This window comes from Mariniflexile ostreae (assembly GCF_042427585.1).
Classification (GTDB): Bacteria; Bacteroidota; Bacteroidia; order Flavobacteriales; family Flavobacteriaceae; genus Pseudalgibacter; species Pseudalgibacter ostreae.
Genome location: NZ_JBHMFC010000009.1, coordinates 85,228 through 98,470, shown reverse-complemented (window position 1 = coordinate 98,470; position 13,243 = coordinate 85,228). Strand labels below are relative to the sequence as shown.

Genomic DNA, 13,243 nt, shown 5'->3' with positions numbered 1-13,243 from the left:
TGAGGTTAAAATGAGGTGTTAACGTTTATCCTCTTCTTTTTTGAGCTCTAATCGAGCCACTCGCACCATAATGCTGATTAGGGGCTTGCGCACGTTTCATGTTGTCTTTCATCATTTTAATCTGGTCGGTCAACATGCCTTGCTTGTCCAATTTCTGTGCTTCAGATAGTAGTTTTTGTGCTTCTTGTTTTCTTCGTTTAGAGAACGCAATACCCGATAAATTTAGTTTTGCCATCGCCATATCATGGTCCATGGACAATCCTAATTGAATGGCCTTCTTAAAGTAGCGTTCGGATTCATTGATATTGGTTTGCGACACCATTAAACCGTGAAGATAATTGTAGTAGCCTTGTTGTTTTTTAACCAAAGCGGCCTCAGGATTTTTGATTTTATTCAGCCATTTTTTGGCGCCCTCAAAATCTTGTTTACGTAGTCTTAAAAAGGCTAGGAGTATGAATTCATTTTTAAAATATAAAAAGATAAAAATGAAGGATAAAAGAATGAGCATAATACCATTACCAATATAGCCTTCGGTAAAAAGATACACAGCATATGCAATAATGCCAGCTGCAATAATGAGTTTTATAATTTTGTTGTACATGGTGTTTATAATATAATAAAAACAGACTGATTTTTAGTCAAAACCAACCTTTATTAACCTGAATTTTCTATTCTTAGTACAAAGAAACTAAATTTTTATGGAATGTAAGGCATACCTATTTAACAAAAGTAAGGTGATAACCCCAAATAAATAGTGATGTTCGAGGTGTTTTATGATATTCGAATTTAAATTAAAATATTTTTTTGAAAATGATTTGCAAAGTAATAAAGGCTTTGTATATTTGCCCTCGGTTTGAGAGAAAGCCAATTTACAAAAAAATTCACTATTCAGATTTAAAGATACACGATAATGAGTAAAAGAACATTTCAGCCTTCGAAAAGAAAGAGAAAAAATAAACATGGTTTCAGAGAAAGAATGGCATCTGCTAACGGCAGAAAGGTTTTAGCGCGTAGAAGAGCTAAAGGAAGAAAAAAATTATCTGTGTCATCTGAAACAAGACATAAAAAATAATGATTAACAATTGTTAATAATATAAAGGTGTTACTTAAGTGTAACGCCTTTTTTTATATCTAATGATTTTTATTTTTGTAACAAATTAAAAGACAACATATAACAAGGAAAAATGCCGAAAAATCCAAACTTAAAATCGATACTAATTATTGGGTCAGGCCCTATTGTAATTGGGCAAGCATGTGAATTTGATTACTCAGGAACTCAAGCGCTTCGCTCGCTAAGGGAAGATGGTATTGAAACCATTCTTATCAATTCCAATCCAGCAACAATCATGACAGACCCAACAATGGCTGATCATGTTTACTTGCTACCCCTCACTACAAAATCGATTGTAAAAATTTTGCAGGAACACCCGCAAATTGATGCCGTTTTACCCACAATGGGTGGTCAAACTGCTTTAAACTTATGTATTGAAGCAGACGAAAAAGGCATTTGGAAAGACTTTAATGTTGATATTATCGGTGTAGATATTGATGCTATAAACATTACAGAAGATAGAGAGAAGTTTAGGGAACTTATGCTTAAAATTGGCATTCCAATGGCTCCACAAGCTACGGCAACTTCTTACTTAAAAGGAAAAGAGATTGCACAGGAGTTCGGTTTCCCGTTGGTGATTAGGGCTTCTTTTACTCTAGGGGGCGCTGGAGCGTCTATTGTGCACAAACAAGAAGATTTTGATGAGTTATTAACACGCGGATTGGAAATTTCACCCATCCACGAGGTTATGATCGATAAAGCATTAATCGGGTGGAAAGAGTTCGAGTTGGAACTTCTTAGAGATGCAAATGATAATGTCGTTATCATTTGTTCCATCGAAAATATGGACCCTATGGGTATCCATACTGGAGATTCCATTACGGTGGCACCTGCCATGACTTTAAGTGATAGAACGTACCAGAGAATGCGTGATATGGCCATCCATATGATGAGAAGTATTGGTGATTTTGCTGGGGGATGTAATGTGCAGTTTGCTGTTTCTCCAGATGAAAATGAAGATATCATTGCCATTGAAATTAATCCACGTGTATCCCGTTCTTCAGCTTTAGCTAGTAAAGCAACAGGATATCCTATTGCGAAAATAGCTGCTAAACTAGCCTTGGGGTATCATTTAGATGAATTGAACAACCAAATTACAAAATCTACTTCGGCATTATTCGAGCCGACCTTAGATTATGTTATCGTAAAAATACCACGTTGGAATTTTGATAAATTTGAAGGATCGGACAGAACTTTAGGCCTGCAGATGAAATCTGTTGGAGAAGTGATGGGTATTGGCCGTTCATTCCAAGAAGCACTACACAAAGCGACACAGTCTCTTGAAATTAAACGTAACGGTTTAGGTGCCGATGGAAAGGAAAATAGAAATTACGACCAAATCATTGAAAAGCTTACACATGCATCTTGGGATAGGGTTTTTATTATTTACGATGCTATTGCCATGGGGATTCCTTTAAGTAGAATCCACGAAATCACGAAAATAGATATGTGGTTTTTAAAGCAATATGAAGAGTTACATTCTTTAAAAAACGAAATTTCTACTTATACTATTGATACCATTCAAAAAGATTTATTGCTTGAAGCGAAGCAAAAAGGATATGGTGACAGACAAATAGCGCATATGCTAGAGTGTCTAGAAAGTCAAGTATATAGTAAACGTGAGGAATTAGGTGTTACACGTGTGTATAAATTGGTCGATACTTGTGCAGCAGAATTTGAAGCAAAAACCCCATACTATTATTCAACTTTTGAAAGTGATATGGAAACTGCAGATGGTAAGCGTTATGCCGATAATGAAAGCATTGTTACTGCTAAGAAAAAAGTAATTGTTTTAGGATCAGGCCCTAATCGAATTGGCCAAGGTATTGAGTTCGACTACTGTTGTGTTCACGGTGTTTTAGCGGCTGCAGAATGTGGTTATGAAACCATTATGATCAACTGTAATCCAGAAACGGTTTCAACCGATTTTGATACTGCCGATAAATTATATTTTGAGCCTGTATTCTGGGAGCATATTTACGATATCATTAAGCATGAAAAACCAGAAGGTGTTATAGTACAGCTTGGTGGACAAACCGCTTTAAAACTTGCTGAAAAGTTAACCAAATACGGTATCAAAATTATTGGAACCAGCTATGAAGCCCTCGATTTGGCAGAAGATAGAGGTTTGTTTTCAAATCTTTTAAAAGCAAATAACATCCCTTATCCAAGGTTTGATATTGCTACAACCGCCGACGAAGCTTCGGCCATTGCCGATGTTTTGGATTTTCCAATATTAGTACGCCCATCATACGTACTGGGTGGACAGGGCATGAAAATTGTCATCAATAAAGAGGAATTGGAAAAACATGTGGTCGACTTGTTAAGTGAGATGCCTGGCAATCAATTATTGTTGGATCATTATCTAGACGGTGCCATTGAAGCTGAGGCAGATGCTATTTGCGACGGAGAGGATGTTTACATTATTGGAATTATGGAGCATATTGAGCCTTGCGGTATTCATTCGGGAGATAGTCATTCCATTCTACCACCTTTTACTATTGGGGAGTTTGTAATGCAACAAATTAAAGATCATACTAAAAAAATAGCTTTGGCTTTAAATACAGTAGGCTTAATAAACATACAATTTGCAATTAAAGAAGATGTGGTTTATATTATAGAAGCGAATCCAAGAGCATCTAGAACAGTACCATTTATTGCGAAAGCTTATGGAGAACCTTATGTGAACTTTGCTACTAAAGTGATGTTGGGCGAGAAAAAAGTGAAAGACTTTAATTTTAACCCACAGCTAAAAGGTTTTGCAATAAAAGAACCAGTATTCTCTTTTAATAAATTTCATAATGTAAATAAAAAACTGGGACCAGAAATGAAGAGTACTGGCGAAAGTATTCTGTTTATAGACGATTTAAAAGACGATCAGTTTTATGAATTGTACTCCAGACGTAAAATGTACTTGAGTAAATAATAATAGAAGTGTTATAAATTTAAAAAACCGATTAAAATCTAATTTTAATCGGTTTTTTTATAGAAATTTATTCTCAAGTTGGTGTAGTTTTTTTAACACTTTTAGGGGTGTTTAAGGCGTAGCCCAATAGCATTTAAAACCTGTGCCATAAATATTAAGAAATACAGCATTAAACAGTTTTTAGGAGTTCGAACACTTTTCTCATTCCAATAGTAGCATTTTCGGCAATAACACTTAAGTGTTTTTGGCTTTTTACGTTTGGTTTTGGATCTATAAAATAGGTAGGTGTTTGTTCTGGTACGTAATGCATTAGTCCCGCTGCAGGATAAACTTGCATAGAGGTGCCAATAATAATCAACAGGTCTGCGGTTTCGCAAATAGCCATAGCTTTTTCTATCATGGGAACGTCTTCTCCAAACCATACAATGTGTGGACGTATTTGATGCCCGTTTTTACACAAATCGCCTAAAAGTATATCCGTTTGGCAATCCATAATATCCGTATCACTATGGGTGCTTCTTGCTTTAAGTAATTCGCCATGCAAATGGATAACCTTGCTGCTTCCAGCACGTTCGTGTAAATCATCTACATTCTGGGTAATAATGCTTACTTTAAAATCCTTTTCTAAAGCAGCTAAATCAAAATGAGCTTGATTGGGAGCAACTTCCAAAAGTTGTTTTCGGCGTTGATTGTAAAAGTCTAATACCAGTGAAGGGTTTTTAGCAAAACCCTCTGGTGTTGCTACGTCCATAACATCATGCCCTTCCCATAAGCCATCGGCATCTCTAAACGTTTTAATACCGCTTTCGGCGCTTATACCAGCACCCGTAAGTACAACAATATGTTTCATAAGAATGTGTAAAATATTTTGTAAAGATAATATAAGCATATTCATGCTCTTATTGGTGTGAGGCCCAATAAAGTTTTATTTCAGTTAAAAAAACAGATTTTTTTGTTATGCAAATTTCGAATTAAACAAAAATAATAATGTTAACTATAAATAACAGCAAAAAAAAACCAACTTAACCGTCTGGTTTTTTATTTTTATGCCATGATTGATATTGAGCTTTTAGACCATTTAGAGACTTTTTTAACAGCATCTCGAAGAGAAAAATTCACAACGGTATTATCGCAACGTACAAAGCATTTTACCGTTGCAACAGAAGATGTTTACCAACTTCATAATACGAGTGCCGTAATACGGACTTGCGACGTTTTTGGCATTCAAGAAGTAAATATTGTGGAAGAATCTAACTCTAAACGTATTGATAGAGAAATTGCTATGGGCGCACAAAAGTGGGTGGATTTAAATAGATACCATAGCGTTAAAGATTGCATTAGTGATTTAAAACATAAAGGCTACCAAATTGTGGCCACCACACCGCACGGTAATACCTGCGAATTGCAGGATTTCGATGTGCATAAAAAAGCATGTTTTTTCTTTGGAAGAGAAACAGAAGGACTATCGGAAGAGGTTTTAAACGCAGCAGATTGCTTTTTAAAAATACCTATGGTGGGTTTTACCGAGAGTTTGAATATTTCGGTATCTGCGGCTATCATTTTACAGTATGTAACAACAAAATTAAAGCAAACAGATATAGCATGGCAACTTTCTGATGAAAATAGCCTTGAAAAACGTATGGACTGGATTAAGAAAACCATTAAAAGCTACGATGATATCGTGGCTCGTTTTTATGCGGATAAAGTCAAATGACCCGTGTGTGTTAAAAAAAGAGCGAATAACTCTTTTTTTAATAATGTATTACATATGATTGTTTCGTCCTCTACTAAGTACTTTGTATTCTTCATAACACTCACTAATGGCATCCAGAATCTGCAAATCGTTCGCGGTTTGTATAAAGCCTTTAGAGTAATCACATTGGCTTACAATTTCATCTAAATCTACACGGTCCACTTTTAATAAAACCATCAGCATTTCGCGATCAAAACGAGAGGCTAAAAGATTTCTTATTTCATCATCTTGCTTCATTTTTTTCAACTTATGCAATTCATTGGGTTTTCGTCCAAACATGCGGTGTAAAAAATCGGCAGGATTAAAAATAGATCCTAATATTTTATTAAGGGTTCCAGGCGCATTGGCTTCATACCCTGTATTGGAAAGGCCCGAAATACTGTATCTGTAATTTGTGTTTACAGCTGGTACTTGCTTGATGTCTACTTCGAGGTATCCTGTTAGTTTTAATTGATTAATAACCACCTCCTCTAGTGCTAAGGCCAGTTCGGTTAAAGCAATTTTAGTGTTCCCAAACTTTAACCAGTCATTGGTAACTCGTACTTTAATCGATTTAAAACCCAAATAAGAGAGGTGTAATGTGTCGTTTGCTTTTGCTGATATTTTGAATTCTCCCTTAGCGTTAGTTGCCGTACCAATAACTTGGTTAAGGTTAACAATGTTTACACTTTCCAGTGGCGTGTCATCTGCAGCATTAATCACAATAGCTTTTATCAATGTATTATCTGTATCGTCTTGGGCAAAACTTACGACGCTCGCCAATAGACACATAAAAAGAAACAGATAGTTTTTCATTGAAAATGATTTAGGTATAAAAATACTAAAGTTTATGGCAAAGTTTATACCTTGTTTTTAATTTGACTTAAAATTAACAAATAAGTTTAACGTTAATCGATTTATTAGAACAAAAACAAGTTGAGTACAGTCTGAAGATTGTTTTTTAAACCTCTGGACTGTACTCAAAATGAAATTTTATAATGGCGTCTTAGTTATTATCTTCTAGAACGCTTTGGTCTATCTGATGATGCCGAACTCGATTTAGAATCACCATCGGAACGTCTGGGTTTAGAGGTGCCCTCACTACGGCGTCTATCACTTCTGTTAAAACCTCCTTTTTTGTCATCACGACCGCCACTACTGCGTCTTCCGCTACGGTTTCCGCCGTCGCGACCACCGCTGCTGCGTCTGTCACTACGTCTTCCGCCACCGCCGCCATCACGGTTTTGTGATACTTCAACATTAACAAAACGGCCATCGTGTTTGTAATCTGTAAAAAAGGCCAAAACTTTTTCTTGTAATTCTTTTTCTGTGTTAAAAAAGGAAAAACTGTCTTTAACTTCAACTTTAAAGACATCGTCTCTACCAAGTTCCAAGACCTCTTTTAAGAAATCTTTTAGTTTCATCCAGTCAAAACCATCTTTACTACCCACGTTTATAAAATAACGTGAGGAATTTGAAGCACCTGAAAAATCTCGTCCACCGCTATCTTGCGAGCCTTCAGCAACATTTAAGTTGTTAGATTTTTGGTAATAGTTATAAAAACGAGTGAATTCTACAGAAAAGAATTTTTTAATTAGCTCCTCTTTACTGGTTTCTTCAAACAATTCGTTTATACTGGCTAAATACTTATCTATCTCGTGATTAACCTCGGTATGGTGTATCTTATTGGCGAGCGACATAAGTTGCACTTCGCATATTTCCATACCATCTGGAATTTCTTTTTTCTCGAATTGTTTTTTAATGATGCGCTCGATACCTTTTATCTTGCGCACTTCACTTTTAGAAACAATAACCATAGAAATCCCTGTCTTTCCAGCACGTCCAGTTCTACCAGAACGGTGTGTGTAAATTTCAGGTTCATCTGGAAGTTGATAATTTATAACGTGTGTAATATCATCTACGTCAATACCACGGGCAGCTACATCTGTAGCCACAAGCATTTGTATTTGTTTTTTTCTAAAAGAATTCATAACCAAATCTCTTTGGTTCTGGCTTAAATCCCCATGTAAGGCCCCCGCACTGTACCCGTCTTCAATAAGTTGTTCGGCTACTTTTTGGGTGTCACGTTTTGTTCTACAAAATATAACTGAAAAGATATCAGGATTTGTATCTGCTAAACGCTTTAAGGCAGAATAACGATCTCTTGCATTTACCAAATAATACTCGTGAGAGACTTGGTTGGTACTTTCGTTTTTATTCCCTACAGTAATTTCCTGCGGGCTATTCATGAATTTTTTAGCGATAATAGAAACCTCTTTAGGCATCGTAGCACTAAACAGCCAAGTAGACTTCTCTTTAGGCGTATTGGATAAAATATCTGTAATATCTTCAAAAAAGCCCATGTTCAACATTTCGTCGGCTTCATCTAAAACGGCATAATCAATTTTAGAAATATCCACCAAACGTCTGCTTATCATATCCTTGATACGTCCTGGGGTCGCTACAATAATTTGTGCGCCACGTTTAATTTCACGTGCTTGATCTGTAATGCTAGAACCGCCATAAACAGCCACCACATTAAGTCCTTTACAGTATTTACCGTAATTTTTCATTTCGTTGGTAATCTGTAAACAAAGTTCACGGGTAGGCGATAAGATAAGGCCTTGTGTTGTACGGCTATCAATATTTATTTTTTGTAACATAGGAAAACCAAAAGCGGCAGTTTTTCCTGTGCCCGTTTGGGCCAAGGCCACTAAATCGGTTTCACCTTCTAAAAGGATAGGAATAGATTTTTCCTGTACTTCGCTTGGTTTTGTAAATCCTAAATCGGTAATGGCTTTTAAAAGGTCTTCATTAAGACCCAAATCTTGGAATGTGTTCATTCTTGTATAAGTATTCGATTGTGTTATGTGGTGTTACATAAAGAAGCGAATCGACATACTTAACTTAAACTTCCCGCAACACATCCTCGCCCTGAGGAATATAAACCCGACTTTTCGGGTTTTCAAGCGGCAAAGATAATTTATTTTTTGGTTTCTCCTCTCTACAAAGCAAGGAATCTCATAAAAGAAGATTATTTTTTTGATTTTATGGGCGTTTTAACACGCTTTCCGCTGTATCTTTTTCTCGTGCCTCAAAAAAGGATGCCGCTGCAATCGTTAACGCGGCCCCATTTGAAATTGAAAGTTAAGGCCCTAAATAAAGTCTGTTCCATTTAATTTATTTAATACGGCTACTTTCGTAAATTTAACATCCGTTGCAATAGCGTTGGGTGGGAATAATGCATAAATACGTAAGCAGGATGGGGTGTTAAATTGCTCAAACTATTTTTAGAGAGTTTTTTTAATGATGAAATAAGCGGCTCGGCCTTGTAGGTGTTTTTTGCATAATCATCGGCTTGATATTCAAATTTTCTAGAAAACACATTCATAATCAATCCTGTAATTTCAGAAATAGGGGAGTAGAGCAAGCCAAAAGCAATCAGGCCTATGTGGAAGCTTGGAATCTCCACACCTAAAGCATGTGATAATAAGGGATTCGAAATAAACAAGGATAAAATATAAAGTGTTACTCCTGTTAATAAAATAGAGGCGAACAAATTAAAAATAATGTGTTTCTTTTTGTAATGTCCAACCTCATGTGCCAGAACGGCCACAATTTCATCTTCATCCAAATCATTAATCAAGGTATCATAAAGGGTTACGCGTTTCTCGCTACCAAAACCAGAAAAATAAGCATTGGCCTTTGTGCTTCGCTTAGAGCCATCGATTACAAAAATAGTGTCTAATTTAAAACCGACCGTTTTCGCATATTCTGAGATTTTATCACGCAAGCTTCCTGCTTCCAAAGGCGTTTGTTTATTAAATAATGGTACAATAAGTTTGGAGTAGAACATGTTCATAAATAACGAAAAAACAGCCACTAAAGCCCAAGCATAAAGCCAAAAGTGTTTGCCAGCAAACTGGTAGAACCAAATAACTAAAGCTAAAATACCACCCCCAACAATAGCCATCATTAACAGGCCTTTAAGTTTGTCTAGAAAGAATGTTTTAACAGTTGTTTTATTAAAGCCGAATTTTTCTTCAATAACAAAGGTGCTGTAATAAGAGAATGGCGTGGTTAAAATATCGCTCCCGATCATAATGATGCCAAAGAAAATAAGCGCGATACCAATGGGATGGTTGCTGTAACTTCTAGCAAGCGTATCTACAAACTCAAAACCATCAAAAAACAAAAAACCTAAAGTCAATAGAAGAGAAAAAGTAGAAGTTATTAATCCGAACCTATAATTAGTGATTTTATAATGTTGGGATTTTTTATATTCTGTCTCGTCATAAACGTCTTGAAGGTCTTTAGGTAACACATCATTATAATGTTTGGCATTTAAAGCATCTAGTATTTTATCTACTAAAAAATCGATAATGATAATAGCGATAATGATATAAAAAAGCGTGTTTGCTGTCATATTTGTGTTTTAACGTCTTGGCAACTTATTTGTTTTGCAGTTTTAATTTAAGAAATTATGTCGTTGTAAAAAAACATAGAAATGGCGATTTTATTTAAAACCGCGCTGTCTTTTCGCCTCAAAAATAAGGATTCCTGCAGCAACCGACACATTCATAGAATCTATTTCTCCTTGCATAGGAATAATTATATTTTGTTTAGCATGTTCTAACCATTCCTTACTTAAGCCCGTGGCTTCTGTGCCTACTACGATAGCGGTCGGTTTAGTGAAGTCTTGTGTGTGGTATTCAAGCGAAGCCTGTAAGGCTGCACAATAAACAGGGATTTCCTTTAATTTTAAAAACGCAATAATGTCTGTGGTAGTTCCTGTGGCAACTTGGTTGGTAAACAACCCGCCTACACTAGAGCGAATAATGTTTGGGTTGTATAAGTCTGTTTTGGGGTTGGCAATAATTACAGCATCTACACGAGCAGCATCTGCTGTTCTTAAAAGCGCTCCGATATTTCCAGGTTTTTCGGGTGCTTCAGCCACTAAAATCAATGGGGTTTTAGTATCGAATTGTAAATCCGTTATATGATGATGCTTAGAGATTGTAACGGCTAAAACACCTTCGGTAGTATCGCGATAGGCTAGCTTTTGATATACTTCTTTGGAAATCTCAATAGTATTTATGGCTAAAGGCGTTAGGGCTTTAACTTGATCTGAAGTGAATAATTCGGGATAAAAAAGAATGGTTTCCAACTCATACCCCCCTTTTAAGGCCAGTGTTATTTCTCGAATACCTTCAATTAAAAAGGTGTTTGTTTTTCTGCGCTCGCGCGACTTGTCCTTTAATTGGACAAGTTGTTTTACGAGTGGATTTTGTATGCTGGTAATTGCTTTTATCATCATAGGAATCAAAAGTAATTTATTTAAATGTAATTTTAGCTTTTGTAGAACGACTTTAAAATATACAAACATAATTCCGAAAACATGAAAAAACTATTTTTAACACTATTGATTATTTCTTTTATTTCCTGCAAAGACACTAAAAAAGAAACCGTAATAGAACATTCCGAAGCTCATTTAAATACCGTAAACAACGCCTATCCCGAAAACCTACAAAACGTGTTTGAGGCTCATGGTGGTTTAGATTCTTGGAAAACGCAAAGGTTTTTAGAATTCACCATGCTTAAAGAAGAAGGGGACGAGGTTACCCGTACTAATTTAAGAACCAGAGCATCTCATATTGAAACGCCAGATCATGCCATAGGCTTTAACGGAAAGGATGTGTGGCTCCTTAATAAAGGGGATAAAGCTTATACAGGAAAACCCAAATTTTATTATAACCTTATGTTTTATTTTTATGCGATGCCGTTTGTTTTGGCAGATGAAGGCATTGTTTTTAAAGATGCAGAACCCTTGGTGTTTGAAGGCGAACGTTACCCAGGAATCCATATTTCATATCAATCAGGTATAGGGGGGTCTCCAGAAGATGAGTATATACTTTACTATAATGCAGAGACCTATAAAATGGAGTGGTTGGCCTATACGGTTACATTTTTTACGAATGAAAAAGCAAAAGAACTACATTTTAGAAGATATAATAATTGGCAAGACGTAGACGGTTTGTTACTTCCTAAAACAATTGTTAAGTATAAATACGAAAATAATTTACCTACTACAGAAAATGGTGAAACCGTATTTGCCCATATCAAGCTATCTAAAGAGCAGCCAAACGATGTTCTTTTTGAAATTCCAGAAGGTGCTGAGATTATCGAGTAAATTTTTTTAGGATTAAAATATTATAAAAAGAGGGCTCCATGTTTTTATTAACGAGACCCTCTTTTTTTATAATGTTTTTCAAAAGACATGGCATTCTTGATGTCTGATGAATTTTATTAAGAAGGTTAAAACGGTAAATCCTCAAAATAATTAACAAAAAGTGCCACCACATAACTGTAACTTTCCATGCCTTTATCTTGCTTGTTGGCTTTTAAATAAGAGCTGTATGTTTTTTTGAAAAGCGGTTCTGCGGGGTTTTTATACCGTTCCCAAAAGGTGCGTACTTCTTTATAATTTTCTAAAATCCCTTTATTTACGGTTTTAACAGTGGTTTGGTAAAACGTTTCGTCACGTCTGTAAATTTCATTCAAACAAAAGCGTAGTGCAAAGGCATAGCCAGCATATTCAAAATAAATATCATCATGGTTTATAGCGGCCAAGCACCCAATAAAATTAGCTTCATTTTCTGCAGCATACCCTAATTGGTGTGCTATTTCGTGCGATGTAGTGGTGGGGAATTTATAAGTAGGAATCAATCCATCTACCTGTGCTTCATTGGTAAAAGGATTTAAATACCCACTAAACCCCATATAGGTAAGTGGATAGCTGAATAATGATTTTTTCACACTACGTGGGTGATAGGCCAAATGGGGAAACTCTTCTTTTAAGCCATCGTAACCGTACGCTGCCATTTTTAAAATGTCATTTTTGCTATGGGGGACGTCTACTTTCAAAGTGTCGTTTTTTGACAGGGTTGTATGCAAGGCATTTGCTTTCAAAATTAGTTTTTCAGTAACCGCAATAAGCTGTTCGGTGTTGTAATCGGCTTCCAAGTTTAAACTTTTATGTAGCGGTAATCGGTAATAATTCATACCCCAGAACAGATGGAAAATAAAGTAGACTAAAGCTAGAGCACTAAACACATCTGCAAACCAATGCACAGTATCTTTTATAAGTCGTTTTCTATTTACAACAAGCCATCTTAATAAATAAATAATGGCAAAAGCATACAAAAAATCGCCAAAAGAAAAAGGTATCCATCCCAGTATGTGCCTAAATAGTTTAGAGATATAAGGGTAGAGCCCCTTACTGTAATAAGTTTCGATATAGTCTGGAAACTGCCCCAAAAATTTAACCAACAAAACCTGTGGAATAATGGAGAGTGCAATAATTAGTTTTCTCTTTCTTAGCATGTTTCAAAAGTAGTGAAATGTCTTTACAATTTTAAAAGGGTCATTCTCCATATTTTGGAACTGAAATTTAGAAGCTACTTATTATCTTTGC

The 13,243-nt window shown here is 35.8% G+C and carries 11 protein-coding genes; 4 read left to right on the top strand and 7 right to left on the bottom strand.

Annotation, left to right across the window (positions count from 1 at the left end):
* Nucleotides 1-25 precede the first annotated feature (25 nt).
* Nucleotides 26-601, bottom strand: coding sequence for a DUF2892 domain-containing protein (locus ACFFU9_RS03125; protein WP_379859910.1), 576 nt, complete (start codon nt 599-601; stop codon nt 26-28).
* A gap of 309 nt (nt 602-910) precedes the next feature.
* On the opposite strand from ACFFU9_RS03125, the gene rpmH reads away from it, so the two are divergent.
* A complete protein-coding gene (gene rpmH / locus ACFFU9_RS03120; protein WP_066436469.1) occupies nt 911-1,072 on the top strand; it encodes a 50S ribosomal protein L34 in 162 nt (53 codons plus the stop codon).
* Between the two features lie 112 nt (nt 1,073-1,184).
* Complete coding sequence (gene carB / locus ACFFU9_RS03115) at nt 1,185-4,037, top strand: carbamoyl-phosphate synthase large subunit (RefSeq protein ID WP_379859909.1); 2,853 nt, start codon at nt 1,185-1,187, stop codon at nt 4,035-4,037.
* Between the two features lie 169 nt (nt 4,038-4,206).
* On the opposite strand, the gene ACFFU9_RS03110 is transcribed toward carB, so the two are convergent.
* A complete protein-coding gene (locus ACFFU9_RS03110; RefSeq protein WP_379859908.1) occupies nt 4,207-4,887 on the bottom strand; it encodes an SIR2 family NAD-dependent protein deacylase in 681 nt (226 codons plus the stop codon).
* A gap of 201 nt (nt 4,888-5,088) precedes the next feature.
* Here ACFFU9_RS03110 and ACFFU9_RS03105 point away from each other — a divergent pair, with 201 nt between their 5' ends.
* On the top strand, nt 5,089-5,751 hold the full coding sequence (locus tag ACFFU9_RS03105; protein WP_379859907.1) for a TrmH family RNA methyltransferase: 663 nt from the start codon (nt 5,089-5,091) through the stop codon (nt 5,749-5,751).
* Between the two features lie 48 nt (nt 5,752-5,799).
* Here the strand turns inward: ACFFU9_RS03105 and ACFFU9_RS03100 are convergent, their stop codons facing one another.
* The 4 genes from ACFFU9_RS03100 to ACFFU9_RS03085 form a co-directional block, all read right to left on the bottom strand.
* Nucleotides 5,800-6,585 (bottom strand): carboxypeptidase-like regulatory domain-containing protein, encoded by a 786-nt coding sequence (locus tag ACFFU9_RS03100; protein ID WP_379859906.1) that lies wholly within the window; start codon nt 6,583-6,585, stop codon nt 5,800-5,802.
* 197 nt (nt 6,586-6,782) lie between these two features.
* A complete protein-coding gene (locus ACFFU9_RS03095) occupies nt 6,783-8,612 on the bottom strand; it encodes a DEAD/DEAH box helicase (RefSeq protein WP_379859905.1) in 1,830 nt (609 codons plus the stop codon).
* A gap of 350 nt (nt 8,613-8,962) precedes the next feature.
* Nucleotides 8,963-10,195 carry a M48 family metallopeptidase gene (locus tag ACFFU9_RS03090; protein ID WP_379859904.1) on the bottom strand — a complete coding sequence of 411 codons (1,233 nt, stop codon included), beginning with the start codon at nt 10,193-10,195 and terminating at the stop codon, nt 8,963-8,965.
* A 90-nt stretch (nt 10,196-10,285) separates the two neighbouring features.
* Entirely contained in the window at nt 10,286-11,080 is a 795-nt protein-coding gene (locus ACFFU9_RS03085) for a TrmH family RNA methyltransferase (RefSeq protein WP_379859956.1), read from the bottom strand.
* 87 nt (nt 11,081-11,167) lie between these two features.
* Between ACFFU9_RS03085 and ACFFU9_RS03080 the strand changes: the two genes are divergently transcribed.
* On the top strand, nt 11,168-11,959 hold the full coding sequence (locus tag ACFFU9_RS03080; protein ID WP_379859903.1) for a DUF6503 family protein: 792 nt from the start codon (nt 11,168-11,170) through the stop codon (nt 11,957-11,959).
* A gap of 125 nt (nt 11,960-12,084) precedes the next feature.
* Here ACFFU9_RS03080 and ACFFU9_RS03075 read toward each other — a convergent pair whose 3' ends face one another.
* Nucleotides 12,085-13,152, bottom strand: coding sequence for a DUF3810 domain-containing protein (locus ACFFU9_RS03075; protein ID WP_379859902.1), 1,068 nt, complete (start codon nt 13,150-13,152; stop codon nt 12,085-12,087).
* Nucleotides 13,153-13,243: the final 91 nt, after the last annotated feature.

What these genes read in the sequence shown, in the direction of transcription:
- ACFFU9_RS03125 (WP_379859910.1), bottom strand. Translation starts at nt 601, where the DNA reads ATGTACAACAAAATTATAAAACTCATTATTGCAGCTGGCATTATTGCA.
- rpmH (WP_066436469.1), top strand. Translation starts at nt 911, where the DNA reads ATGAGTAAAAGAACATTTCAGCCTTCGAAAAGAAAGAGAAAAAATAAA.
- carB (WP_379859909.1), top strand. Translation starts at nt 1,185, where the DNA reads ATGCCGAAAAATCCAAACTTAAAATCGATACTAATTATTGGGTCAGGC.
- ACFFU9_RS03110 (WP_379859908.1), bottom strand. Translation starts at nt 4,887, where the DNA reads ATGAAACATATTGTTGTACTTACGGGTGCTGGTATAAGCGCCGAAAGC.
- ACFFU9_RS03105 (WP_379859907.1), top strand. Translation starts at nt 5,089, where the DNA reads ATGATTGATATTGAGCTTTTAGACCATTTAGAGACTTTTTTAACAGCA.
- ACFFU9_RS03100 (WP_379859906.1), bottom strand. Translation starts at nt 6,585, where the DNA reads ATGAAAAACTATCTGTTTCTTTTTATGTGTCTATTGGCGAGCGTCGTA.
- ACFFU9_RS03095 (WP_379859905.1), bottom strand. Translation starts at nt 8,612, where the DNA reads ATGAACACATTCCAAGATTTGGGTCTTAATGAAGACCTTTTAAAAGCC.
- ACFFU9_RS03090 (WP_379859904.1), bottom strand. Translation starts at nt 10,195, where the DNA reads ATGACAGCAAACACGCTTTTTTATATCATTATCGCTATTATCATTATC.
- ACFFU9_RS03080 (WP_379859903.1), top strand. Translation starts at nt 11,168, where the DNA reads ATGAAAAAACTATTTTTAACACTATTGATTATTTCTTTTATTTCCTGC.
- ACFFU9_RS03075 (WP_379859902.1), bottom strand. Translation starts at nt 13,152, where the DNA reads ATGCTAAGAAAGAGAAAACTAATTATTGCACTCTCCATTATTCCACAG.